Annotated in this window: 16 protein-coding genes; 13 read left to right on the top strand and 3 right to left on the bottom strand. The window is 57.1% G+C overall.

Annotated elements, in window-relative coordinates; all coding sequences use genetic code 11:
• Window positions 1-190 precede the first annotated feature (190 nt).
• The 11 genes from BBPC_RS08895 to BBPC_RS09415 all read left to right on the top strand — a co-directional run bounded on the left by BBPC_RS08895 (window position 191) and on the right by BBPC_RS09415 (window position 19,787).
• Complete coding sequence (locus BBPC_RS08895; protein WP_004221010.1) at window positions 191-892, top strand: phosphatase PAP2 family protein; 702 nt, start codon at window positions 191-193, stop codon at window positions 890-892.
• 232 nt (window positions 893-1,124) lie between these two features.
• Window positions 1,125-3,554 carry a beta-glucosidase GluB gene (gene gluB / locus BBPC_RS08890; protein WP_004221005.1) on the top strand — a complete coding sequence of 810 codons (2,430 nt, stop codon included), beginning with the start codon at window positions 1,125-1,127 and terminating at the stop codon, window positions 3,552-3,554.
• On the top strand, window positions 3,547-4,101 hold the full coding sequence (locus tag BBPC_RS08885) for a GtrA family protein (protein WP_004221000.1): 555 nt from the start codon (window positions 3,547-3,549) through the stop codon (window positions 4,099-4,101). Before gluB ends, BBPC_RS08885 begins: the two co-directional genes overlap by 8 nt.
• Window positions 4,102-5,120: 1,019 nt before the next feature.
• Complete coding sequence (locus BBPC_RS08880; RefSeq protein WP_004220997.1) at window positions 5,121-12,827, top strand: LPXTG cell wall anchor domain-containing protein; 7,707 nt, start codon at window positions 5,121-5,123, stop codon at window positions 12,825-12,827.
• A 64-nt stretch (window positions 12,828-12,891) separates the two neighbouring features.
• A complete protein-coding gene (locus BBPC_RS08875; protein WP_033524401.1) occupies window positions 12,892-14,496 on the top strand; it encodes a SpaH/EbpB family LPXTG-anchored major pilin in 1,605 nt (534 codons plus the stop codon).
• An 80-nt stretch (window positions 14,497-14,576) separates the two neighbouring features.
• Entirely contained in the window at window positions 14,577-15,560 is a 984-nt protein-coding gene (locus BBPC_RS08870) for a class C sortase (protein WP_004220994.1), read from the top strand.
• Window positions 15,544-16,332 carry a hypothetical protein gene (locus BBPC_RS08865; protein WP_004220992.1) on the top strand — a complete coding sequence of 263 codons (789 nt, stop codon included), beginning with the start codon at window positions 15,544-15,546 and terminating at the stop codon, window positions 16,330-16,332. The genes BBPC_RS08870 and BBPC_RS08865 overlap by 17 nt, the downstream gene beginning before the upstream one ends.
• An 11-nt stretch (window positions 16,333-16,343) precedes the next feature.
• Window positions 16,344-16,793, top strand: coding sequence for a hypothetical protein (locus tag BBPC_RS08860; RefSeq protein WP_004220980.1), 450 nt, complete (start codon window positions 16,344-16,346; stop codon window positions 16,791-16,793).
• 56 nt (window positions 16,794-16,849) lie between these two features.
• Window positions 16,850-17,191 (top strand): DUF4143 domain-containing protein, encoded by a 342-nt coding sequence (locus BBPC_RS08855; RefSeq protein ID WP_080550611.1) that lies wholly within the window; start codon window positions 16,850-16,852, stop codon window positions 17,189-17,191.
• Between the two features lie 77 nt (window positions 17,192-17,268).
• Window positions 17,269-18,627, top strand: coding sequence for a chloride channel protein (locus BBPC_RS08850; RefSeq protein WP_004220976.1), 1,359 nt, complete (start codon window positions 17,269-17,271; stop codon window positions 18,625-18,627).
• A gap of 77 nt (window positions 18,628-18,704) precedes the next feature.
• The gene (locus BBPC_RS09415) at window positions 18,705-19,787 is read left to right on the top strand and encodes an FIVAR domain-containing protein (RefSeq protein ID WP_004220974.1); all 1,083 of its coding nucleotides are present in this window, start codon (window positions 18,705-18,707) and stop codon (window positions 19,785-19,787) included.
• A gap of 29 nt (window positions 19,788-19,816) precedes the next feature.
• On the opposite strand, the gene BBPC_RS08840 is transcribed toward BBPC_RS09415, so the two are convergent.
• On the bottom strand, window positions 19,817-21,160 hold the full coding sequence (locus BBPC_RS08840) for a sensor histidine kinase (protein ID WP_004220972.1): 1,344 nt from the start codon (window positions 21,158-21,160) through the stop codon (window positions 19,817-19,819).
• Between the two features lie 104 nt (window positions 21,161-21,264).
• The gene (locus BBPC_RS08835; protein ID WP_022245639.1) at window positions 21,265-21,981 is read right to left on the bottom strand and encodes a LytR/AlgR family response regulator transcription factor; all 717 of its coding nucleotides are present in this window, start codon (window positions 21,979-21,981) and stop codon (window positions 21,265-21,267) included.
• A gap of 319 nt (window positions 21,982-22,300) precedes the next feature.
• On the opposite strand from BBPC_RS08835, the gene BBPC_RS08830 reads away from it, so the two are divergent.
• Together BBPC_RS08830 and BBPC_RS08825 are read left to right on the top strand one after the other, a co-directional pair.
• The gene (locus BBPC_RS08830) at window positions 22,301-23,428 is read left to right on the top strand and encodes an ABC transporter ATP-binding protein (protein ID WP_004220968.1); all 1,128 of its coding nucleotides are present in this window, start codon (window positions 22,301-22,303) and stop codon (window positions 23,426-23,428) included.
• A 363-nt stretch (window positions 23,429-23,791) separates the two neighbouring features.
• Window positions 23,792-25,201: a DUF4032 domain-containing protein gene (locus tag BBPC_RS08825; protein WP_004220967.1), complete on the top strand. Its 1,410-nt coding sequence runs from the start codon at window positions 23,792-23,794 to the stop codon at window positions 25,199-25,201.
• A 408-nt stretch (window positions 25,202-25,609) separates the two neighbouring features.
• Here BBPC_RS08825 and rlmB read toward each other — a convergent pair whose 3' ends face one another.
• Entirely contained in the window at window positions 25,610-26,611 is a 1,002-nt protein-coding gene (gene rlmB, locus BBPC_RS08820) for a 23S rRNA (guanosine(2251)-2'-O)-methyltransferase RlmB (protein ID WP_004220965.1), read from the bottom strand.
• Between the last annotated feature and the right edge of the window lie 70 nt (window positions 26,612-26,681).

Genomic DNA, 26,681 nt, shown 5'->3' with positions numbered 1-26,681 from the left:
TTCTTAAACGCCAATTCCGATTCTCGCATCGTTCGCGGTACTTCCCGTGTGGGTATGCCATATTTGTGTTGCGCGGCCGTCTGCAGCGCGCGTGTCGGGGAAGCCCCCTGAAGGATAATCTTCGATTTTCGGGGATACCCCGGATGTGAACATACGGCAACGGTATGGTGAACTGTGCTTAACTGAAATCATGCATATGAAGAACGGAAGCATCGCGAGAGCGGCGGCTGTGGTAATCGCAACCGCCATATTGTGCGGCATTGTGCCTATGATTGGCGTCGCACTGCGCAATTCGGCAATCGCGACAATGCGTGAGACCAATATTTTGCAGGCTTTAGCGGCGCTGCCAGAAGGGTTGCGCGACTGCTCTACGGTACTTGCGTATTTGTTTTCAACGGTAGGCTGCATCGCAATCGTCGCCGCGCTTGCCGCTGTCGATTTGCGTATTACCGGCAGCAGGCGCGTCGTCATCCGCGATGTCGTCGTGTCGGCGGCGCCGATACTGTACGTGACCGGTGTCAAATGGCTGGTCGAACGCCCCCGTCCGATCACGTCCGTCGGCAGTGATCTATTGCCAGGCGATCCAAGTTTTCCGAGTGGTCACACGGCAGCCGCGGTGATCGTATCGGTCATGATGATTCTTACCGTGCGTAATTTCGCGCGCAAACGCTTCCCCGACGGAGAAGATGACGGGCGTGCAAACGGAAGACGGGTGTTCCTCCGCAGGGCGGTCATCGGCGCTGTCGCGCTTGTCGTGGCGGTCGCCTGTTCTCGATTGCTGCTCGGCTTGCACTATCCGACCGACGTGATTATTTCCGCCACCATCTGTCCACTCATTTCCTACGCCGTATGGTGTGTATGGAACGCATACGAAAGCGCGGCGGAGCGGTAAAAACGTATCTGCCATGTGAGTTCCTTTGATTCCGAAATCAGTTAAGGAATGTCCGATTGTGCGGGCAAAACGACAGGTTGTGTAATGGGGCGCAGATTGGCGGCGAAAGGCTGGTTCAATCAAACTAGCGGCGGATGCTCACATGCGATGCAGCCAAGAACATCCGCAACAAGAACAGCGCAGGCTCAGGGAGGGCCAAGCGGGTTCGAGGAGTTAGTGCAAGGGAGAACCAATGGAACTCGAAGAACTTTCGGTCGTTGAAAAGGCCGCAATGCTTTCCGGTGGATCCGAATGGGATTCGCGAGGCAACGACCGCGCAGACATCCCCAGCTTCGTGATGAGCGACGGCCCCCACGGCGTGCGCCGCCAGCTCGGCGAAGGCGATCATCTCGGCATCGGCGTATCCAAGCCGGCCACCTGCTTCCCGACCGCAGGAACCGTGGCCAATTCTTGGGATCCGGCGCTCGCCGAAGAAATGGGCGAGGCCCTCGGCAGCGAAGCGCACGATCTTGACGTGAACGTGCTGCTCGGCCCGGGTCTGAACATCAAGCGCAACCCGCTGTGCGGACGTAACTTCGAATACTATTCCGAAGATCCGATCGTCGCCGGACGTATGGCGGCAGGCCTGATCCGCGGCATCCAGAGCAACGGCATCTCCGCATGCCCGAAGCATTTCGCGGTTAACAGCCAGGAACTGCGCCGCCAGGCCAGCAACTCCGTGGTCGACGAGCGTACCATGCGCGAATTGTATCTGACCGGTTTCGAAATCGCAGTGCGTGAAGCCAAGCCGCTGACCATCATGACCTCCTACAACGAGATCAACGGCGTCTACGCGCACGAAAACAAACATTTGCTCCAGGAGATTCTGCGCGACGAATGGGGCTTCGACGGCATGGTCGTCTCCGACTGGGGCGGATCCAACTCCGCGGTCGCAGCAGTCAAGGCAGGCGGATCGCTGGAAATGCCGTCTCCGGGCTTCACTTCCGCGCGTGAGCTGGAAGGCGCGGTCAAGGCTGGAACTCTGTCTGAAGCCGATATCAACGCGCGTGCCGCAGAAGTCGCAAAAATCGCGGCAGCGACCAAGCTGGTCGGTGTTGGACGTAACGATCTGCTCAAAGACGATATCGCAGCAGCGCATCACGACGTGGCACGCAAGGTGGCCGAAGGCTCCAGTGTGCTGTTGAAGAACGATAACGCGACCCTGCCATTCAAGGCCGGCACCCGCGTGGCGGTGATCGGCGATATGGCCGCAACCGCACGTTATCAGGGTTCCGGCTCCTCCAAGGTGAACGCCACCAAGGAAGAGAACATTCTTGAAGAGGTCAAGAACGCCGAAGGCCTCGTGCTTGCCGGCTATGAGCAGGGCTATGACCGCCAGGGCAAGGCTGACCGCGTGCTCGTGGAAGACGCAGTCGCGCTGGCTGGCAAGGAAAGCGTTGATGTGGTGCTTGCAGTCGTCGGTCTTGACGAACGCAGCGAATCCGAAGGCCTTGACCGTTCCACCATGGCGATTCCGCAGGTGCAGAACGATCTGGTCGAAGCGCTGAAGGGCGCGGGCAAGCCGATCGTGGTCGTGCTTGTCGCCGGCTCTCCGGTGGAACTGCCGTGGATTGACGACGTTGCCGCAGTGCTTTACGTGGGTCTGTCGGGTCAGGCCGGCGCTTCCGCGACCGTGCGCGCGCTGACCGGTGAGATCAATCCGTCCGGCCACTTGGCTGAAACCTGGCCGATGCATTACGAGGATTGCCCGAGCTCCAGTTGGTATCCGGCGATTGGTCGCGATGCGATCTATCGCGAAGGCCCGTTCGTTGGCTACCGTTATTACGAGACCGCCGGTGTGCCCGTGCGCTTCCCGTTCGGTTACGGCTTGAGCTACTCCACGTTCACCTACAGTGCCGCCACTGCTGGTGAGAACGGCATTGACGTGATGGTCAGCAACGATTCCGATGTTGCCGGTTCGACCGTTGTACAGCTGTACGTGCGCGGTCCGCAGGGTGGTGTGTTGCGTCCGGATCGCGAGCTCAAGGGCTTCGCCAAGGTTTCGCTTGCCGCACACGAAAGCAAGAGCGTGCACATCGATTTCGACCGTTACACCTTCCGTCACTTCGACGTTGCCAGCAACGAATGGAAGACGGAAACCGGCGAGTGGACGCTGATGGTGGGCGACAACGCCGAACACCTGCCGCTTACGATTCCGCACACCGTCGCAGGCGATGTCAATCCGGTTGCCGCGGATACTGCGCTCGGCCATTATCTCAGCGGCCACGTCAAGGAAGTGACCGACGCCGAAATGGCCGTGCTGTTCGGCCATGAGGTTGTGGCACCGGGCAAGCCGGTGACGTTCGGCGTGAACGATCCGATCATGTCGTGGGTGGATTCCAAGGGCTTCGTGGCGCGTACCGTCGCCAAGACGCTCACCAAGCAGGAGGCCAAGATTCGTCAGAAGACCGGCGCTCCGGACCTCAACACCCTGTTCATCCTGAACATGCCTCCGCGAGCCATGAGCAAGATGACCCAAGGCATGGTCGATTCCGCGATGGTCGACGCCATCGTCAAAATCGCCAACGGACACACCTTCCGCGGATTGGGCGGCGTCATCGCCGGCTTCTTCCGCAACCAATCCGCAAACAAGCGCACTGCAAAGGAGCTGAACAATGACTGATAACAACGCAACGCAGCCGGCTGAGAAGGTCGGTCCGATCCGCCAGTGGATCAAGGACCACCCGAACATCTGGGAGTTCATCCTGTTCAACGTGCTGTCGAACATCTCCACCATCACCCGTTTCGTGGTGACGTGGATCGGCACCGCCATCTTCATCAGTGGCATGGGCCTGACGCAGCCGTTCCACTTCCTGATCTTCAACTACGACACTCAGGGCAACGGTCTGGGCGGCTTCCTCACCTTCCTGCTTGCCGAGGCGCTCGCCCAGGTGGTGAACTTCTTCGTGCAGATGAAGTGGGTGTTCAAGTCTGACTCCAGCTTCAAGGATGCCGCTTGGAAGTACGTGATCCTCGCTGTGATCATCGTGGTTGTGAACCTTGTGCTGCCGGGCTATGTGACCGGTCTGTGCCAGGGTTGGGGCATGGGCGCTGGCATTGCTGGCACCATCGCTTCCGTGGTCAACACCCTGCTCGCCGTGATCGTGAGCTACCCGCTGCTCAAGTTCTGGGTTATGCCGAAGAGCAAGTCCAAGGAGACGGCCAAGTAACCCTTCATAGCTGACTTCTTTTTCTTCCCTTCCTCAACCCGCCCGGTCTTCCCCCTTTTTCCGGGCGGGCTTTCTTATGCCCTTTTTGCTGCTTTCCTGTAGTTTCTTATGATTTCTGAATATCGAAATGCAATCGTCAGCAGTGTTGCCGGCGTAAAATCGAAAACGAGATTGGCGTAAAATCGAAAGTCAAAACAGCGTAAAATCGAAAACGGGATTGGCATAAACTTGAAAGTGCGGAATGATGAGTGATTTGGCGAGGTCCTAAAGCTTCGTCAACCATTAAACGGGGTCGTTCTCTTCCTCTCTCATGACCTCGTTGGAAAAGCCCTGCATAGCTGCGGGGCTTTTCTTTTTGCTCAGAAAGACATACGCTAACCGGCCCCAGCAAATGAACGTTTTTTGTTCTTTTGTCAACCTCTTCCGTATAGTTGTATGCAGTAATCTCCCGAAAGGGGATTGCGAATCTATGAGGGGAGACAATGAGCTCGGAATTGAAGTTCGTCCGTTGCGGGTTTAACGGAGGAACAGAACGGGAATCTGGACGGCAGTGCCTGTCTTTGAAGCGTTGCCTTGCTTCGGTTATTGCTGTTTCCTTGTCCATCGTGTGCATGGTGCCTGCAGCATATGCTCAGAATATAGACGATGTGAGTAGCTCTCCTAACGCCGTAATTTCTGGAGGGGGGGGGGGTAATACTGTCGTAGCTGCTCCTTCTGCCCGCAATGTCAACGTTGACGATAAGACGTCAGAAGAGGCCAATACATCAAACGGTGCGCCAACACCTTCCGAAACGAATCAAGACGCACAGCAGGATTCATCTCCTTCATCTTCTACTACTGGTGATTCTTCCGAATCCTCAAATGGTGCGACAGACAATAAGGCGGACGACTCAGCAGAAGCTACCGCTGGCAATTCCACTAATGATGGAGCCCAAACGCAGGCTCCAAACGATGCTTCTTCTCAAGATGCCAAGAACGATTCCTCAAATGCGACGGATCAATCGCCGGCGAAGGCCGATGTGCAGGTCGCCGCGACGGCGCTTGGCGGCCGTGACTTTGAGGGTCAGGCCACGAAGGAGATCAACGGCAAGACCTACATCCTGATTGGTAACGAGCAGCAGCTGCGTGCGATTGGTTCTGGCAAGAAGGTTATTGGCCGCATCAACAAGGTCACGCAGACTTGCATGCAGCAAGGAGCCCTCAATTATCAGTGGGTGGACGGCACGCCGTCTTCCGAATACGCCGGTGACGCCGATCTCTCCGATTCAGATATTTTGCGCGATACTGATGCCTCCGACCACGACAGTCCACTGCTGGCATGCACGGCGTTAAGCGTCAACAGGACCCGCACCAAGTATTACGGCGTGGGTGCTGATGGCACGCAAACGGACTACTCCGCTGCCAACACCGGCCTGACCTATTCCGCAGACGCCAACTACCTGATCTTCCGTGACATCGACCTGTCCAAGAACGCGGCAGATACCAACAACACCGAGTGGACTCCGCTCATGTTCTCCGGCACTATGCTCGGTGCGGTCTCCAATGACGGCGACACCGAAGCCAGCCTGTGGAAGGCTGTTGGTGCCGATGGCGCAAGCGTGGTTCACGCTACCGCAGCTCGTCCGGTCATCAGCCATGTGGTCGTCAATCAGAAAGATATGGTCTCTAATGTCAAAGGCGACCAGCTGGATGTCAGCAAGCAGCAGGGCATCGGCTTCTTCGCCTCGATCACGAACAAGACCGTGATGAACAGCAACAGTCTGGGCAGCGCCGGTACGGCCGTGGTGTCGAACCTCAAGCTGCAGGATGTGTCGGTGACGAATCATACGAGTGAATCGTATATTCCGCCGACCTTGCTCGGTATGCTCACTTCGGCAGTGGGATTACTGCTCGACACACTGTTGAAGGCGTTAAAACTATTGACATTCGGACAAGTAGATCTTGACCTCAATCTTCAAGGTCTGCTCACCCTGCACAAAGACAATCCTTCCAACCTCGCCACGGGTGCATTTGCCGGCCGTATCTACGGGGACACCAAGGTTACGGACTGCGAGGTAGCAGATGTTTCGGTATCTAGCGTAAGCCGTATGACCGGTGGTTTCGTGGGATATGTTGAGGGCGCAACCCGATACGATGCAGTCTCCGGCATCGTAGGAGCGCTCACCAATGTACTCTCGAAGATCTTGGGTGTCATCCCGTTCCTCGGGCTGGGCGATTTGGTGGACTGGTTGCTGTCCGGCACGCTCGGGCTGAATGCCTTGATTCCGGTTGGCTACTACAACCCGGTTATCTCGAATAGTTCGGTGAACGGGTTCAAAGAGAACGTGGTGATCGGCAACAAGGACAACTCGCAGGCCGGCGGTTTTGTCGGTGCACAGATTGGTGCAATCATTGAGAACTCTTCGGTGACGAGCACGAATGGTTTCACCGTGCGGGCAACGCAATATGCCGGTGGTTTTGCCGGAGTAAGTCGCAACGGCAACGTGGGCGGTCTGATTAACTCGCTTGGCGTCGACTTGCTGTCTGCGCTGCGTCCGCAGAGCCTCATCGAAAACAGTGGCCTGACGGTAAACGGTGACGATAAGATCACCGTGCAGGCCGAAGACTACGCCGGCGGCTTCAACGGTGCCATGGCCAATGCCTATGCTGTCAATAATTCGATTACGGCTTCGGTCGCCGTGACTGCCGACAGATCCCACGCCGGAGGATTCACCGGATTCGCCTCCGTGGGATGGGGCCTGGAACTCGGTACGGACGATACCACGAATGCATCGCTGTTGAAACAGCTCACCAAGGCTGTGACTAAATTGCTGAGCGGCAGCGATAACGGTGCAGGAGAACTGCTATCCATCGTCGGTGTGAATCCTTCTGTGATTCTCGGTACACAAATGAAGGGTTCCCTCACAGTTGCTGCCGGCGGTGATTACGCGGGCGGCCTTGTGGGCGAAGGTTCGGGTACGGTGATCGGTGATTCCTCGCGGAACCGCCTTCAAAATCTCACATTCTGGAAGTACAACAATCTTCGTGACTTCCCACAGCAGCGTTCCACCACCATAGAAGGTCTTGAATCGGTCACGGCCACGGGCTCCTACGCGGGTGGCATCGCCGGCGATCTGCAACCGACAACGGTAGCTGGGTTGCTCAACAGTGTGGTGAAAATTGGCGATATTGCCACGCTCAAGAAGTTCGACCAGTTTGCCGCGTTCACCGTGGAGAACATGTCTGTCACCGCTCCGGCATCCGGCTTGACAGTGACGGCTGGTTCATATTATGCAGGCGGTGCCATCGGATGCGCCACCGGCGGCGACGTGGCCAACACGAACCTTACCAATCTGGCCACGGTCTCGGCCAGGGGAGAAGCCGGCGGTTTTATTGGCTTCTCTGGACCAGGCGACGCCATCGGCGCTGGCGGTCTCAATGTGCTTGGGCTTATCAAGCTTTCCGGTCTGCTATCGGTTGCCCAATATTCTTCGGTTGCAGTCACTGCATCGAACGTGAACGGCATCTCTGGCGGATTCACGGTTGCGGCAACCGGCAAGAACGAGAACAACGAAACGACCGATTACGCTGCAGGCGGTTTCTATGGTCAGGCCAACAGCACCAAGACCCGGGAAAGCCATGTGACAAACCTCAAATCGGTCACAGCCGATACCAGCACGTCCGATGGTGTGGCAGGCGGTTTCGTGGGCTTCTCCACCACCGGTGGCCTCGCCGACGCGCTCAGCAACGCAGAAGATTCCAGCATATTGGATGACCTGATCAAAGGCGGCCTGCTGTCCGTGAACGACCTGCTCGGTGCCGTACCGTATCTGATTCCAAGCTATACGTATACCACCGTGACGTACGTCAACGGCGGTTATGTCGAAGGCGATATCGCGGGCGGCTATGCGGGAAACTTCCAAAGCGGCAAGGTCAACCAGTTCTCCGAAACCGATCTCAAGAACGACTCAACGCTGGCCGGTGTACAGTCCCGCGTGCAAACCAACCCCGTGGCCGTTGTCAACCTTGACCATGTGACTGGCGGCGCATACGCAGGTGGTTTCGGCGGCAAGGTTGTCTCCGGTGCGCTCGCTTCGGCTGGCAACGGCGGCCTGAGTTTGCTCGGCAAATTCGGTACGGTGGATCTCGCCAACCTGTTGCAGGTGGTGCAGGGCTATGTGCCATTCATCTCCTACGCGGGTGTGCATTCCGATGCCACCACCGTGGAGGCAACTAGCGGTAACAAGATTTCCGACCCGGATGATCCCGGCTTCACCGTTTCCGCCACCCGATTTGATCAGTCCGATACGCAATCCGGTTCCGCCGGCGGCTACATCGGATACGGTTCCGGTGTGCAGGTGTCCCATTCCAGTGTGACCCAACTGCGCCGTACTGATGTCAAGGCACCGAAGAATCTGGAAACCGCCGGATCAATCGATGGCACCTATCTGAGCAAAGACAGCACATATGCAGTCACCGCTGCGCGATACGCCGGCGGTTACATCGGCAAAATGGACATCGGCTCGGCGGCAGCTGTGGGCGGTGGCCTGAGCCTGCTCGGCCAGAACGTCAATCTCAACGATGTACTCAGTGTGCTGGATGTCGTCGTCTCGTCGATTGAACACTCCGATGTGACTGGCGGCATCGGCGGATATTCCGTTCTGGCCAGCACCGCAAATCATAGGAATGCCAACAATGAGCCCGATCCACTGGGTATGGCTGGTGGTTTCGCCGGAGACATTGAAGGCGGCTATATTCAGGACTCGAGCTCTCATGAGTTCGTATACATCATCGGCCAGGTTTCGGCCGGCGGTTACGTGGGCGCCATGCAGCCGGGAGCCGTGGCGAACGTGCTTGGTGACGGCAGCGTGCTCAAGAAGCTTGTCAACCTCGACAACCTGCTCTCGCTCGTGCAGGACTTCGTGCCGACGATTCGCAACAGCTCGACCGATGCCGCAGTGTGCGGCGGCGCGGTGCGTGCCCAGGCGGCATCGGATACGACCACACGCCGCGGCATGGCCGGCGGCTATGCAGGTCGTAATCGTGGCGGTCATATCTGGGGCAACAACACAGCAGCGTGGAAGCAGGAGAATACCGACGGCAAATACAACGGGCCGCAGCGCGTAGCCTACGCCGCGCGCATCCGCAGCGTATACGGTGCCGAAATCGCCGGCGGTTACACCGGCTTCATGGAGGCGGCCGATACCGCTCAAGGCGGTTCGCTCTCCTTGCTTGGCGGTCTCATCAAGGCCGGCAATCTCGCTGGCGTGCTGTCTGTGGTCTACCCGACCGAGGAGCACTCGAAGGTCACTGGTCCTTTGCGCAATATGAGCTACGACCAATGGAAGACGTGGGCCGACAACATCGGCAAGTACGGTGCGTATGGCAAGGAATTTACCGAGGTAGCTACGGGCGATGGTGCGGGCTCTGTTACTGATCAGGATTCCCTGGACAAGTTCCTCGAATCCTACATCTTCGGATTCAACGTCGTCGCCGGTCGTGCGGAGTATCAGACTGGCGCGAACTTGCATGATTCCGGCGTCGCCGGCGGACACGTCGGTCTGATGTGCACCGGCACGATCACCGATGGCCAGTCGATGGATGTCAAGACCGTCTCTGCCATGCGTGCGGCAGGCGGTTATGCGGGCACGATGGAATCCGGCTCGGCATCCTCGTTCGGCTCTATCCAACTATTCGGCGACAAAGGCATCAAACTTGATTTGGGACAGATGCTCGACGTGGCACAGGTATTTGTGCCCGTCGTCAAATCTTCGAGCGTGGCCGGCTACCGCAAGGGTATGAAGGTCGTGGCCACCGGTGAAGACATCACGCACGGTACCGGTAATGCCGGAGGCTATGCCGGTCTCGCGGTCGGTGGCCAGATCTGGGGCGATCTCGACCAGAACGGCCAGAAGCTTGCCGAGGGTGTCACCGCTGCCGGCGCCAACGTTTCCAACCTGCGCAAGGTGGAAGGGCGCAACAATGTCGGCGGATTTATCGGCGTGGCCACTGCCGGTGCGGTTGCGGATGTGGACACCAATGCGTCCGAGGGATTCCTGCAAGGAATCCTCGACTCGCTGGTATCGAACCCGGCAAGTCTGGTCAGCGTATTGCAGGCCACGGTTACGACGATTCGCGGTGCACATGTGAGCTCGGATGACCCGGCATGGGGATACACGGTCAATGGCGCATATGAGAGCAAGGACGATAAGGGTAATACCACAGCCAAGTATGCCCTGAACGCCGGCGGTTTCGCTGGTTCGTTGCAAGCCGCGATCCTCGGTGACAAGGATTCCGCCAAAGGCACCGGCAGTGAAGCGGATCCGAACAATGACCCGGCTTCTCTTACTGTTAACGGGCTGCGCGCTGTCGAAGGCGGGCAATACGCCGGTGGCTTCTTTGGCCTTGCTGATGTATCCAGCGTCGCTTCCGTCGGCGGCGGCGAGGCCGGCGATAAGCAGGATACCAACCTGCTGCTCAAACTGCTCAAGGTTGGCAACGTGGGCGTGCTCGAAGCATTCCGCACCTTCATCTATGACGGTCAGGTCAACGGTGTGAGCGACGGCATCCAGATTGTCGCCCATGATTCCACCACAAAGGGCATGCTTGACTCGAAGCGTTACACCGGTGCGGTCGGTGGCTTCGGCGGTGGACTGATCAATGGCTCTGTGAAGCAGTCTGCGGTCACCAACCTCAACAGTGTGACCGGCGTGAACTACGTGGGCGGCTTCATCGGGCATCTTGGCAAATCCGGCACGGTCGCCGCCGACAATGCACAACTCGGCACGGATGCGCTCAATCTGCTTGGTGCCACGGCCGGCGTACTTGACATCTGGGGCTCGCACGTTGGCGATTCGCGCGTCACCGGCATCCCGGACGGTTATACCGTCACCGCCACACACCATGGCGACAATTACGGCAAAGCCACCGACAAGGCTACCGGACGTGAGGTCGCAGGCGGTTTTGTTGGATACGTGGATTTGGCCAGGGTGAAGGGCTGCACGTCTGACAATCTCAAGAAGGTCACTAGCGGTGAGATTGCCGGCGGATTCGTCGGTGAAACCAGCCGTGCCTATTTGGTTGACGCGAAGGTCAACTCTGTACTTGTGGAACTGCTGCTGCAAGTGGTGAACGCGCTGGTCAAGCTCCTGTACCTCGACAAGGCGGAACAGGTCGGCGTCATCGATTTAGGCAAGTGGTTCCCGGCCATCTTCGGCAAGGTATTCGATCTCAAGGTGCTTTCGGAAGGCGACGTGCTGTACGTGAACCTGTTCGGACTGAAGGTGAGTGTTGCTCTGTCCAAGGCTGATGATGAAAACCAGCAGCAGACCGACGTGGCGATTGTCACCATCGGCGATAGTGTCATCAAACTGCCTTGCAGCAAAGACGGCATTGATATGGATGGGTCAGGCAGCAACCTGACCGTCCAGCTCATCAAGGGCAACCGTACGCGCGTCGAACAGTCCACCGTAACGGGCATCGCCAATGGCTATGACGTGTTCGGCGGAGGGGCAACTCAGGATACCGACGGTGTGAAGGATCTTTCCACAGGCTACACGGGCGGCTTCGCCGGACTGAACGACGAGGGCGTGCTGGCAGACGACCACATGGTCTACGCCGACACGATCCGCGGTGCCAGCGGACTGGTCGACCCGTTCTCGAACACCAAACTCAAGTCCGTATGGGACTTCAACACCATGAGCGACATCCTCGGACCGGTCGATGACGGCAACGGCGACAAGGCATACAACACCTATCGCATTTACCGCAAGGCGGCCGCGAACGCTAGTGAGGCCCGCACCTCCGCACAGGACGGCAACAAGATCTTCTCGCAGAAGAACACGGCAGACGATGCGCTGAACACCGGACTCGATCGTTGGGAAGTGAAGCTGTTCGACGTGGTCAACACATACGACAGCAGCGCTGTGCACGGCTCCGCATCCGGCGACGCTGGTACCACATGGGTTGGCATCAAGGATGCCGTGGTCGACTCCACGGACGGCAGCACCAAGACGAAGCTCGATGCCTACCAGTCCCCGGCCAAGGCCGTGCTCATGCTCGACGCGACCGTGACCGACAACAACGGCGGACTCACCCCCGAACCGGACGACGGCCAGGACCCGTGCGGCAAGGACGGCTGCCGGAGCGTTGACTTGACCGTGCAGAAGGTGTGGAAGGACGGCAACCTCGAACGGCCGCAGTCGGTCGAACTGAAGATCGCCGCGCACTATACCGATGGCCGTGGCAATACGGTGACGCCGCAGACGATTCAATGCTTCGGCGCGGATTGCACAACCGTGACGCAGAAGAATCCATGGACGGTGACGTTGGACTCCTCCGATGCCTCTTCCTGGAGCAACACCTGGCGCAAGGTGATTCAAGGACTGCCGGTCGCATTCGTGGATGGACAGGATGCCAACGGCAAGGACATCGTGCGTTACTACACGTACACCGTGGAAGAAACCGCCGTGACCTATAAGGACGGCGATACCACCAAGACCATCAAGCCCGCGGAGGCCGGATACCAAGTATCGGTCTCCTACAACACCAAGGAACGCGTGGCCATTGTTACCAATGCGGCGTTGCTTCCGGATACGGGAGGCGCGGGCACGATGTGGTTTCTGATGTTCGGCTTGCTGCTTATGGGAGCTGGCGTGGTCTGGTACGTGCGTGATCAACGCGTTCAATCCGGCACAGTCCGCTCGGGCTCCAGCCGTATACGAAAGCGAGGTGCCCATGCCGCGTGACGACTACATAGACAAACCGTATCTGCCAAACAGAAAAGATTTCCATTTAGAGGAAGGAACAGTAATGAAATCACTGATGAAAAGGGTTTTCGCTGCCGCTGCGGCGATTGCCACCGTATTTGGATTGGCTGCGACGACAGTCGCCACGGCCAACGCAGCGGATAATGCCACGCTGACGGTCAGCACTACTGACGCGAAGTTCGCCGGTAAGACCGTGAACGCCTACAAGATGTTCTCCGCCACCGTGAGCGGTGACGGTGGCAGCAAGGCTGTCTCCTACACGTTGACTGACGAGTGGAAGCCGTTCTTCAAGAACTCCACTGCTTCCGGACTGACTGGTGCTACCGACGAGAACGTCAACGATAAAGCAAACGACTACGTATCCAAGCTGAAGGGTGAAGACTTGGTTGCTTTCGCTACCAAGGCATCGAACTGGGCGCAGACTAAGGCCAACAACATCACGGCTGGCACGACCGCTAAGGTATCTGCCGCTGCTACGGACGGTAAGTACTTGGCGACGTTCACTGGTCTCGACTACGGCTACTACGTGGTCGCTGTGCCGGGTGCGACCTTGGCCAACGCCAGTGGTCAATACGCCACGCTAGTTTCCGTTGATAGCACCAATGTGACTGCCAACATTAAGGGCGACCTGCCTACCGTCGACAAGAAGGTACAGGTAGGCGGCACTGGTAAGGACGCCACTGACGCGAAGATCGGTGATACCCTGACCTTCACCCTGACCTCCACCATTCCAGACATGTCCGCCTATGACACCTACACCTTCAACTTCAAGGATACGTTGTCTCAGGGCCTCACCTTTGGACAAGTCACTTCCGTTACGGTCGAAGGTGTGACTGATCCACTGACCGTGAACACTGACTACACCGTCACCACTCCTACGGTCTCCGACAATACGCTTACTGTCGCCATGAAGGACTTCAAGGCCAAGCAGCAGGCCAATGCCGGCAAGAAGATTACCGTCACCTACACGGCCACGCTGAACGAGAAGGCTGTTGTGGGCGGTGTTGGTAACACCAACTCCGCAACAATTCAGTACTCCAACAACCCGAGCAGCGGTGGCACCGGTGAGTCCGAACCCAGCAAGGTTCGCGTCTTCACTTATGGCTTCACCGTCGATAAGTACACTGGTGACAAATATGATGATGACGCTACTCGACTTGCTGGTGCTGAGTTCACACTTGCACCTAAGAACGGCACCGCTATGAGCTTCGTGCAAGTCGATGCCGGTAGTGCGACCGCGAACGCTGTATACCGTGTAGCTAAGGCTGGTGAGACAGATACTACGACGACTATCACCACTCCTGCAAGCGGTAAGGTTGTCTTCCGGGGACTGGAGAACGGCGAGTACACGCTGACCGAGACCAAAGCGCCGGCCGGCTACAACAAGCTCGCCAGCGCCATCGGCGTGAAGGTTGATGGCAAGAACGACGGCACTGACACCACGGATGCCACCGTCGCCATCACCTACAACAACGACAATGGCAACAGCTACAACCAGACCGCATCGAACGGTGTCATCCCGGTCCAGAACAAGTCCGGTGCTATCCTGCCTGGCACTGGTGGCATGGGTACCATCGCCTTCACGGTGATTGGTGTGCTGGTCATCGCGCTCGGCGTTGCCTGGACTCTCAAGCGCAAGAACGCCTGACGAGCATGGCCGTGTTTTGGGCGTGAAGGGCACACACCCGCTACGCCCACAACACGGTTTCCTCGCGAAAAGAACGCTCGATGAAACGACTGCGCAACATCCTGCCCTTACTGGTCATTCTCGGTGGAATGCTCATTCTGTTCTATCCGACGATCAGCAACTTCCTCATTATGCGCAACGCCAGCCGCGCCGTAAATAACTACGACGCCAGCGTTGAAGCATTGAGCCAGGAACAGTACCAGAAGGTGCTGGATGCTGCGCACGCCTATAACGAAAAGCTCGCCCAGAACGATGCAGGAGAGACCGACGCTCTTGCCAGTGCCGTCAATTCCGCATCCACGGACGAGGAATACAACAGTCTGCTCAATATTGACGGCGACGGCATGATGGGATACATCACTGTGCCTAAGCTCAAGGAGACCTTGCCGATTTATCACGGCACTTCCGAGAAAGTACTGCAATCCGGCATCGGACATCTCGAACAGACCTCACTACCAGTTGGTGGCGCGTCCACTCATGCGGCGCTGTCTGGCCACCGGGGCTTGCCCACGGCAAAACTGTTCACGGACTTGAACCTTATGAAAAAAGGCGACAAGTTCTACATCACAATACTTAAAGACACGTATGCGTATCAGGTCGATAAGATCACTACCGTTCTGCCGACCAATACCAAACAACTGGCAATTGAGCCCGGCAAGGATTTGGTCACGCTCATCACTTGTACGCCGTATGCGGTCAATACGCATCGGCTGCTGGTGCGCGGCCATCGCATCCCATACGCGCCGCAGCAGCAGGATGACGCCAAATCCACGTTCCACGTGGACATTCCGCTGCAGTACTTGTTGCCGTCTCTTGCACTGATTGCCTTGCTTATCGCATGGCATTTATGGCAGCGTCATGAGCGGCGACGCCGGCAGAGTGGGAGCGCCAAGGTCGCATCTGGTGATTCTGACTCTGCGGATATCGAGCCGGACGGTGACTTGCCTCCTCAGCCAGACAGTACAAATAACCAATCACATTCATCACGGCGAAAAGGACCGGGCAGACATGTTAGACCTGCATAGCGGAAGCGAATATGGTGCGGCGCGCATTGCTGCCATGATTGCCGCCGCCGTTACTATCGTCCTCACTGTTCTTGCAGCCTTCGGCTCTATGGTGCCGTATGCGCAAGCTGATTCTTTCGGCGCTCTCACCATCAATGCCGTATGGGGCCGAGACACGGCTTCGCCCAAATTGCTTGCCGGCGATACCTATTCCATCGTGCGCGTCGCCACCGTCACAACGAACAATGATGGTAGCGTCTCCTCATATAAAACCGTCGGCGATTTTTCCGGCCTCACTGCCGATTGGGAACGCCTGACATCAAGTGAATATCACGATGCTGCCAAGAAGCTCGCTACGCACGCGGCGAAAAACAAGCTGTACCAGCATTCCGGCACCACTAACGTAGCTGGTCAGCTCACTTTCCAGAATCTGCCGCTCGGCCTATATCTGGTCTCCCGCACGAGCTCGGCGAAAGCCAACAAAGCATACGACTGTGATCCGTTCCTCATCTCGATTCCTGGCAGTGGAGACACATCCGCTGATCTCAACATCACAGTAGAGCCGAAATTTAGCACTGGAACTCCTGTTGTCCCGCCCGAAAATAACCCGAGCGAGGAGCCGGGCAATCCTGGCCTTATCGGTCGTACGGGTGCCGCCGTAGGCAGCATTGCCGCGGCAGCGGGGCTCATGTTACTTGTTACGTTCATTTTGATCAGATTGCGCATGAGACGCCGCATACGGGATGTCAATTCGGCCGGCAAATCCCATACAGATGATTGCACGATGAAGTGAAAAAAGTAAGCATGAGCGACGAACGATTCTCTCCGGAACAAGCACAGTATCTGGCTTCGCTGCCTGCGGTCATAAGTATTACTGGTTCACGTATCCGATATGCAGAGTGGTTCAAGCGTGAATGCGTTTCGAGTGCTGAAAATGGTGAATCTCCCACTGTGCTGTTCCGCGAAGCGGGGCTCGGTCCTGAGTTGATAGGCGAAAAGCGTATTGAACGGTGCATGCATCGTTGGAGGAAGACAATACGAATAGAAGATCCAGGCACGGTAGACAGAGTGAATCTCCCCGATGCTGAGGTTACTTCCAGTCGCACGAATGAAGGTAACCCTGGAACCGGTGGAAATGATATGCGTGATTTGATTATCCGTCGACAGGCGCTTTATATCAGACGTTTGGAATTAAAAGTCGATGACCTAAAGATGCAGCTCTCGCAGCAATCCCTATCAAATGATGTGCAATGAGTTGTGCTGGATAAGCTGAGAGCGTCATCACTATTGTCTCTGATTCAGTATGAGATTTGTTTGAAACATTGGTGATTCGTGATTTGCGCGTGTATCTCGAATCGATGGGTGGCACGAATCGAATCGCATATTATCGGGATGAAAAAGGCCTTGAAGTTGATGTGATTCTTGAATTGGTGGATGGTCGCTGGGCTGCGGTGGGGATTAAGCTGAGCGACTTGAAAGTCATGGAGAAAAATGTGGACAAACTACATGCTTTCAAAGAAAAAGTGTGCGGAAATCCTCTATCTCAAGTTCGTGAGCCTGAATTCATGGCATTTATTGTCGGGCGTGGTGATATTGCATACCGGCGTGATGACGGCATTCTGGTGCTGCCGATCGCCACGCTCGGGGCGTAACAAATGAACGTTGCGGCAGGTGGGACAATTGGGGGAACGAATTGAACGAAGGAGACGGTGTGCAAGGAGTGCGGCAGATGCGGGAATCGCAGGAATCGCAAAAAACACGAGAATCGCAGGAGTCGCAGAATCCTCAAGGAACGCAGCCAAAGATTGGCAGAATTCCGGCGCTGATTGCGGCGGTGGCGATTGTGGGTGTGGCCATTGGTGCGGCCGCTGGCCTGCTGACGCTTATGCTGTACGGCGTCGAGCATCTTGCGCTCGGTTATGTTGAGAATTCGCAGGAATCCGGCCCGTTCAACGTTCCTGCGATTCGGTGCTTGATTTCCGTGACCGTTGGCGCGACCGTCGCCGCCGTGATTTGGTGGCTGTTGCGTACGCGCAGTACGAAGGTGCCGTCCGTCAAAAAGGCGGTGAATGGCGATATTATGCCGATTTGGCAGACCGTCGTGCATGTGTTGCTGCAGATTTTCATTGTCGGTACGGGCATGTCGATCGGTCGAGAAGTGGCGCCGCGCGAGTTGGGTGCGATGTTCGGTCAGCGGTTCGCACGTTGGGTGCGTCTCGATGCGAAAGACACCCGTATGTTGGTGGCCATTACGGCCGCCGCCGGCCTTGCGGGCGTGTATAACGCGCCGCTTGCGGGCACGTTTTTCGCGGTCGAGATTCTGCTCGCCGACATAACCCTCGAAACGGTGACGCTCGCTTTCGCCTGTTCCGCGCTGGCTTCGTGGGTGGCGTCGCTGGTCAAGGGCACGCACGCGTTCTACCTGATCGGCAAAGCGGACGGCCTGTTCACCCCCGATTACATGGCGTTCGCACTGGTTGCCGGCATGATTCTCGGCGCTGCCGGCGCACTGTTCCGTCGCGGCTCGCAGTGGGCCGAGAAGTCCAAACCGTCGGGCGCGGGCATTCTGTGGATGTTGCCGCTCGCCGGCCTGCTGACTGGCGTGGTGGCGATTTGGGTGCCGCAGGTTATGGGCAATGGCCGTGCCACCGCGCAGTTGAGTTTCTCGTCCAAGGCCGATTTGGCGGTGGTGCCGATTTTGCTGGTTTCGTTCCTGGCGAAGGCGATTGTCACATTGCTGACGATCCGTTCCGGCGCTTCCGGCGGTGTGCTGCAGCCGGGTATTGCGCTCGGCGCTTCGGGGGGTGCTGTGCTGGGTGTTCTGTGGATGCAGGTGTTTCACACGAATTCGATTGGCATGTATGCTCTGCTGGGTGCGTGCGCATTGCTCGCAGCTTCCCAACAGGCTCCGCTTATGGCGATTTGCTTGGTGATGGAACTTGCGGATGCTCCGATCAATCTGTTTGTGCCCATTGGATTCGCGGTTGCGGTGAGTGCGTTCACCGCATCGTGTTTAGGGGAGCCGCTTGCCGCTTTGCGCCTATCGAAAAGTGCGGAAAAGAAGGTAATTAAGGCGAATGCGCGTTGAAGGGTGTGTTAGGCGGTAAACTAGGGGGTCGGCGTATAGATGGTCGATGCTGAGCGCCCGATGATGAAGAAGGACGTATGACGAAAGACAACAATTTCAGGCTGGAATTTCCGACGGATACCGAGGTGATGGGGGCTGACATGTCCGAACCGCCGAAGCCTCCGACGGTCGCTTCGCAAGAAAGCGATGTGAACGGTGTAAGCGATTTCAGTGTTTTCGAGGGTTACGGCGATTACAGCAATGAAATTCCGGTACCACCGAAGAATACCGGCAAAATCGTCGCTATCGTGATTGCGGCTATCGTCGTGATTGCTTTGATTGGCGGTATTGCATGTTGGATGCTTTCGAATAATTCCAAGAAATCAGCCATTACCAGCGCAGCCGCGCAATGCCAGGATTCCACAAGCCAGCTGCAAAGTGCCAATAACACGCTTTCCGACGCTTTGGAAATCGGAAAAACCGGCGCGAAGGTCACTGCCGATCAAGTCGCCGACGTCAGCACCGTCACTAAGCTCAATGCGGCCATATCTAACGCGAAGGAAGCGAAAATCCTGTCGTGCGACACGTCGCAGGGCATCAGCAAGCTGAAGAAATCCGCGAAAGCCATGGCATCCGAGGCACGGAGCATGAACGACAAGGCCGAAAAGATTACAAATGCGGCCGAAGCCGTCGACGCTTCCAAAGTGCTGGCCACGCAGAATCGTCTGAAGGGCCAGCTCAATGACGCGATCGAGCAGGCGCAGTCCGTGCTCGACAATTCCGACGGCATGGTGGCCGACGACAGCGTGCGCATGGCATTGCAGCAGGCGATTGACTCGGCCAGAAACCTTGCCAATGGCACCAATCTCAAGGAAAACGACGTGACGGCCGCCGTTGACGCGCTGAATGCCGCCAAAGACGCCGTTCAGCAGGCGATGGACCAATACCAGGAGGCGTCGTCGACTCCCAACACCGTGACGAACAACACCAATATCGGCACTAACGGGGGCTCTAACGGTGGTGCTGCGAATAGTCCGGACAATACGGCTGGAGGTGCTGCGGCGGGCGGCGCGGCTGGAGGTGCGGCGAATGCCGGCGATGCTGGCGGCGACGCATCGGCAGGCGGTGATGCCGGTGATGCGTCTGACGGCGATGCCGCTGCGCAGAATCTTGAAAACTAGCGGAGCCGCCTTAAGCCTTATGGCCAGTCCTACATGGCCATAAGGCCGGTTTTCCGCGGAATAAGCGCGGTCAGCACAAACCAGTGGTCTTCGGTGCGAATCGTCACTTCGCCGCCATACTGCTGCGCGATATGACGAATCGACTTCACGCCGAAACCATGCCGATGCTGATCGTCGCGCTTGGTGGTGCGCAGATTGCCTTCCGCATCCTTCTTCAATCGGGAATCGTAATAATTCTCAACCCGGATAACAATAAAGCGATTCTGCTCGTATAACGCAAGTTTGATCAGACGCTGCTCACGTTTCGGCAATTTCGACGTCGCTTCGATCGCATTGTCAAGCGCGTTGCCGAACAATGATGCGATATCCATCGACGACATGCCGCTTAGCAGCGAGCCGTCCGCGACCGCCGTGAACGTAATGCCTCGATCGGCGCACGTGCGCTCTTTCGTGGTCAAAATAACGTCAAGCACGGGATTGCCGGTATGCTGCTGCGCGCTATAGCGCTGCACCGATTGCTCCAGCTGCTCGAAGCCGGCCGCGGCATGCTTCGGATCGACTTCGGCACGCAACGCCGCAAGCTGATGCTTCAGATCGTGCGCAAGACGGCCTAGCGATTCGATATTTTCCTTCGATTGCAGGTATTCCTGATGCTGGCTTTCCAGCTGCGCGTTGATCGACGCGAGTTCCGTATTCGCCTCAATACGGCGCGCCTGCTCCTGCTGCGCATATAGGATCGCGAAACCGCAGAAATCGACCAGCGTGCGAATGTAGAAGATTTCCTGGCCGACCGAACCGGAAAACGGCGTATTCGTCGACACGAAACTCAAATTGCTCATGGCGAACGTGACGATCATGATGGCCATCGTCGCAATCGCGGCGGAAGCGGTCGGCAAGGTAGGTGTGGCCTGGCTGAAATTGCCGCGTTCAACCATCCAAGCTAGACCGAAGCACAGCGCATACGTAACGACAAGCAGCGCGATCGCGCGCCAATCGTAATCGGTGAATCCGTCGCGCACGCCAATGAACGTAACGATCTGCCAATGCAGCGACGCCACCAATTCGGCCAACACGAACGCGCGCGCCGTAATATACAGGCCCTCGCGTTTGCCGGTGCCCGCGCCGAGCAGAATCGTCGCATACATGCAGGCGAATGCGAGCAGCATACCGATGATCCAGAACCAGATCGGCATACTGCCGTCGAAATACTGCACCGCGACCAGCGATGCCAAGCCGGCCGCACTGACGATGATCGACCGTCGGAGCGGCACGCGACGATACGACACCGCGATATACACCATGCACGCGGCCCATTCGCAGATCGCCGTATAAGAACGGGGGATGTCGGGCAGAGCGTTGGTGATTGGCGTCATCGGCGGCACCGAAAGCACGGTCACCAAAACGGAAGGTATGGAAGGGGAGCCTCCTGCCAGTCCTCCTGCCAATCCGGCCAGCGCATTCGGCAATATCACGCTGGTCACCTGCCACCTCCTATATAGTCGGTCAACGCGGCGAGGAACGCCTTCTTGCGTGGTCGGCTTACGCGCAACTGTTCGCCGTTCGACATCACGCAATCCTGGTCGGCGACGCCCGTCACATGCTTGAGATTCACCAGATAGCAGGAATTCGAGCGGAAGAAATGGTGGTCGGCGAGTTTCGCTTCCATGTCTTTGAGCGTGCCATTGATCGACAGTTTGCCTTCCAACGTGTGGATGACGATGGTATGCCGGATCGATTCGAGATACAGAATATCGGCAAGATTCAGCCGCATCTGCCCGTTGCTGGTTTCGATAAGCATGGAATCGTCGCCATTGCGCCTCACCATGTCGATCGACTTCTTGAGTTCCTGTGAAAACGCGAACCACGGCAGGGGCTTGAGCAGATACGACAATGCGCGCACCTCGTACCCGCTGATCGCATACTGCGGTGCGGCGGTGATGAACACGATCACGACCTTGTCGTCGCGCTCGCGAATGCGTCTCGCGGCGGCCATGCCGTCCATTTCGCTCATTTCGATGTCGAGCAGTAAAATATCGTAAACAGGGGTATATTTCTCTACGATTCTCGCGCCGTCGTCGAATACGGAAACGGTGAATTGTTCGTCATTTTCCTGCTGATATCGGTTGAGATAGTCAAGTACCAGCTGGCAGCTTGCGGGATCATCCTCGACCACGCCGATTCTAATATTGCGCACTGCAACCTCCCTGTTCTGTCTTTCGCTCCGCACCATTGTCTTGCATGATGGCGATAAAGGCGTGTATTTACTACGCCGTTAACCCCCTTTTGCCAGCGTAGGTAAACAGCGCGACTCGCGACACGCATTGACAGTTTTAGCGTTGTATGTATCATGGAACGTGGCTCAACGAAGAGAACCTTCGCCAAACCAAAGAAATAAATTAACGCTTTGAATTGTGGCTTTGTCGAAGTCGTAAGCCGCAAGGCGAGGCACCGAAAAGAAATCCCTTTACAACGGATCGTGAGGCACGTACCTGCCTCTGAAAGGATGACAAATCATGGCAGAAGTCGTATTCGACCATGTTACTCGTATCTACCCGGGCAACGATAAGCCGTCGGTGGATGATTTGAATATGGACATCAAGGACGGCGAGTTCCTGGTGCTGGTTGGCCCGTCTGGCTGCGGCAAGTCCACTACTCTGCGTATGCTCGCTGGCCTTGAAGAGGTCAACAAGGGCCGCATCCTCATCGGTGGCAAGGACGTCACCACGATGCAGCCGAAGGACCGCGACATCGCAATGGTGTTCCAGAACTACGCTCTGTACCCGCACATGACCGTGGCCGACAACATGGGCTTCGCTCTGAAGATCGCCGGCACCCCGAAGGAAGAGATCCGCAAGCGCGTCGAGAAGGCCGCTGAGATCCTCGACCTGACCGAGTACCTCGATCGTAAGCCGAAGGCTCTGTCCGGTGGCCAGCGTCAGCGCGTGGCCATGGGCCGTGCAATCGTCCGTGAGCCGAAGGTCTTCCTCATGGATGAGCCTCTGTCCAACCTTGATGCCAAGCTCCGCGTGCAGACCCGTACCCAGATCGCTGCTCTGCAGCGCCAGCTGGGTGTCACCACCCTGTACGTGACCCACGATCAGACCGAAGCTCTGACCATGGGTGACCGCATCGCCGTCATCAAGCTCGGTGTCCTGCAGCAGGTCGGCGCTCCGACCGAGCTGTACGATCGCCCGGCCAACGTCTTCGTCGCTGGCTTCATCGGCTCCCCGTCGATGAACATCAACACCCACCCGGTGGTCAACGGCAAGGCAAAGATCGGCGAAGACACCGTGGATCTGCCGGCCGAGGCCGTCAACAAGCTCACCGCTGAAGACAACAACCAGATCGTCGTCGGCTTCCGTCCGGAAGACGCTTCCCTGGCCGCCCCGGATGACGCCAACGCCTTCTCCCTCAAGGTCATGAACGTTGAGGATCTGGGCTCCGATGGCTACATCTACGGCAACATCATCACCGATGGCTCCGCTGCTGAGGCATCCACCATGATGTCCGATCAGAACAAGCTCACCACGATCCGCGTGAACCCGCGTGCTCTCCCGAAGGTCGGCGATACCGTCAAGATCAAGATCGACCCGTCCAAGATGCACCTGTTCGCTCCGTCGACCGAGCTGCGTCTGAACTGAGCTGATATCGAGTAACCAACCGTTGGCTGTTTCTTCAGGGGAATATCCTTTACGGAAATCGGCTGGCGGGTGGCTGAATAAAAACTTGGCGGAAGCGCGAACTTCCGTCAACCATTAAACGAGACGTGCTCTTCCTCTCTTATCGTCTCGTTGGAGAAGCCCCGCGTCGGTGCGGGGCTTCTTTTGTTTTCCGCAAGCACGATATCGGCTTGTAATGTCTGTTTGTAGCATCGATCGCAATATTCGATCGTAATATGAGATGGATAGTGAGATTCCAGTATTGAGATCATCGCATATCGGCAGGTGAAACGGATTCGTCCATACTTGCTTCTTCGGGTAGGTCAACAGGTAAATTGTTGATTCATGGAATCTCTTGAATTGCCACAGATGGATCCCCGTGTGCTGAAAGCAACTTCCGTGAAGGCCGAAGATCCGGCTGCCTCATCTCCGGAGCCGCATGCGCTGAAAATCACCGCCGCAAGCTCGAATCCAAAGATGTTCACCCTGCCGTGGGAAAAGCCGCTGGCTACTTGGCCGGAAGACCTGCTGGCTAATCTTCCGCGTGGTATTTCCAGGCATGTGGTGCGTTTCGTGCACGTAGGCGACGAAGTGTACGCCATGAAGGAAATCACGCGCAATGTGGCGGAACGAGAATACGAGCTGCTGCGTCGCCTGCAGAAGCTGGAACTGCCGACCGTGCAGCCGATCGCCGTGGTCACAGGCCGTCATAGCCGTGAAGGCGAGCCGCTGGAAGCGATCCTTGTCACCAAGCATTTGAAGTTCTCACTGCCGTATCGTGCGCTGTTCGCGCGTAATCTGCGCCCTGATACCGCGGAACGACTGATCGACGCGTTGGCCGTGCTGATGGTGCGTTTGCATTTGGCTGGCTTCTATTGGGGCGATGTGTCACTGTCGAACGTGTTGTTCCTGCGCGACGCCTACGCGTTCTCCGCATTTTTGGTTGATGCGGAAACCGGTGATCTGCAGATTAATCTGACGGAGGGCCAGCGCGAGTACGACGTTGATTTGGCCCGTACGAACATTATTGGCGAATTGATGGATCTTTCGTCCGGTTCGCTGCTGCCGAGCGGTGTTGACGAAATTGCGATCGGCAACCGTTTGGTGGATCGTTACCATTCGCTGTGGAGCGCGCTGACTGATACCGACAAGTTCGGTCCGGATGAGATGTGGAAGATCGAGAAGCGCGTCAACAAGCTCAATGAGCTTGGTTTTGATGTGGATGAGCTGGAGATGAAGACCGCCGAAGATGGCAAGCGTGTGCTGGTGCGTCCGCGTGTGGTCGATGCCGGCTATGCGAATCGTAAGCTGCTGCGATTGACTGGTCTTGATGTGCAGGAGAATCAGGCTCGTCGACTGTTGAACGATTTGGATGCCTACCGCGCTTCCACATGGCGTGAGGGTGAGGATCTTGAGATTGTCGCCACTGATTGGATGCGCGAAGTGTTCGAGCCGACCGTGCGCATGATTCCGCGTGAATACCGTTCGCAGATCGAACCGGCTCAGTTCTTCCATGAAGTGCTTGACCACCGTTGGTTCCTGGCCGAGAAGGCGGGTCATGATGTGCCGATGGCCGAGGCGGTGCAAAGCTATGTGGAGAAGGTGCTTCCGCAGTACAAGCTCACCACGAAGGATGTGGACGCGTTGAACGCCGAAGCCGATTCCGGTGTGATCGACGACGAATACACCTACGACGATCCCGACGACGGCTACAACCCCGACGACGATCCCGACGCAGCTGTATGGGCACATTGATAGAAAAAGCTCCAGTGGAGCTTTTTCTATCAATATGCCCTGAGACGAGGCGATAGCCGCGCCGAAGGCAGTATTGAGTCTGCGGCGTAGCCGCAGTCAAAAATTTCAGGGCCGAGCCGTTAAGCGGAGGACCACTAATAATCCTCCGCTTTTGTTATCCCTTCACACCCCTCACTTTCAAAACTCAAAAAAATTTTGACTTTTGAAAGTGAGAGAACGTGTTGCGAGAGATCGTTGGCGGGGGAGTGGGTCTGCGGTAAGCGCAAAATCAATCCAAGTACAGATTTGCGCAACAAAATGAGCGGATAATCCGTATGGACTATCCGCTCATATGTATTTCGGACTTGCTGCCTTGTTGTGTTTACTTCTGCAGTTTCGCTGTGCTTACTTCCTGTCGCTTCGTGTTGATTACTTCGCGTCAGCGGCGGCACCGGCCTCGCGGCGGGCGCGTGCGACGGAATACAGCGTGATGCCCGCTGCGACGGAAGCGTTCAGCGATTCGACCATGTTCGACATTGGGATGCCGGCGATGGAATCGCATGTCTCGCGTACGAGACGGCTCAGGCCGTTGCCTTCGGAACCGAGCACCACAACCAGCGGATCGGTTTCGAAACCGGTTTCGCCAACGAGGGCGTCGCCGCCACCGTCGAGACCGACGCTGTAGTATCCGCGTTCCTTCAGGCTTTCAATGGCTTTGGTGAGGTTCACCACGCGGGCGACTGGCATGTGCGCGGCTGCGCCTGCGGACACCTTCCATGCGGCTGCGGTGACCGAAGCGGAACGACGTTCCGGCAGGATCACGCCGTTGGCGCCGAATGCGGCTGCGGAACGGATGACCGCGCCCAGATTCTGCGGATCGGTGACGCCGTCAAGCGCGATGAACAGCGGACGTGCCGCAATGCGTGCGCTTGCGGAGTTGGCCGCTTCCATGGCACGAGACTTCTTGTCCGCGCGTTCCACCAGCTCGGCGAGCGAGGAATACTGGAACGGCTGCGCCTTCATCACCACGCCCTGATGGTTGGAGGAGCGTGCGATACGGTCCATTTCCAGTCGGTCGGCTTCCATGAGGTTCAGTCCGTGAATGCCGGCGAGACGAATGATTTCACGCGTGCGATCGTCGTGCTCGATGCGTGCGGCCACATACAGCGTGCTCGCGGGCACGCCGCAGCGCAACGCTTCGAGAACGGCGTTGCGACCGATGACGAGATCGTCGGATTCTGAGCTGAACTTTGCCGCGCGACGGCGTGCCGCCAGTCGCGGATCAGCCATCTTACGACGATTGGTAGCCTGCTTTTCCTTGTAAGCCTTGTGATATACGCGATCTTCGGCCTTGGGGGTCGGTCCCTTGCCCCTCAGCGCGTTACGATGCTTTCCACCCGACCCCTTGGTCGGTCCTTTTTTCATTGCCATAGTTGTCCATTCTCCCAGCACCCCGGGAAAAGGCTACTGGCGTCGCGTCCGCTCGATATTGCTCGATATG

It is taken from the genome of Bifidobacterium pseudocatenulatum DSM 20438 = JCM 1200 = LMG 10505 (assembly GCF_001025215.1).
Lineage (GTDB): Bacteria > Actinomycetota > Actinomycetes > Actinomycetales > Bifidobacteriaceae > Bifidobacterium > Bifidobacterium pseudocatenulatum.
The sequence above is the reverse complement of the archived record's forward strand: the minus strand, read 5'-3'. Positions and strand labels throughout refer to the sequence as shown.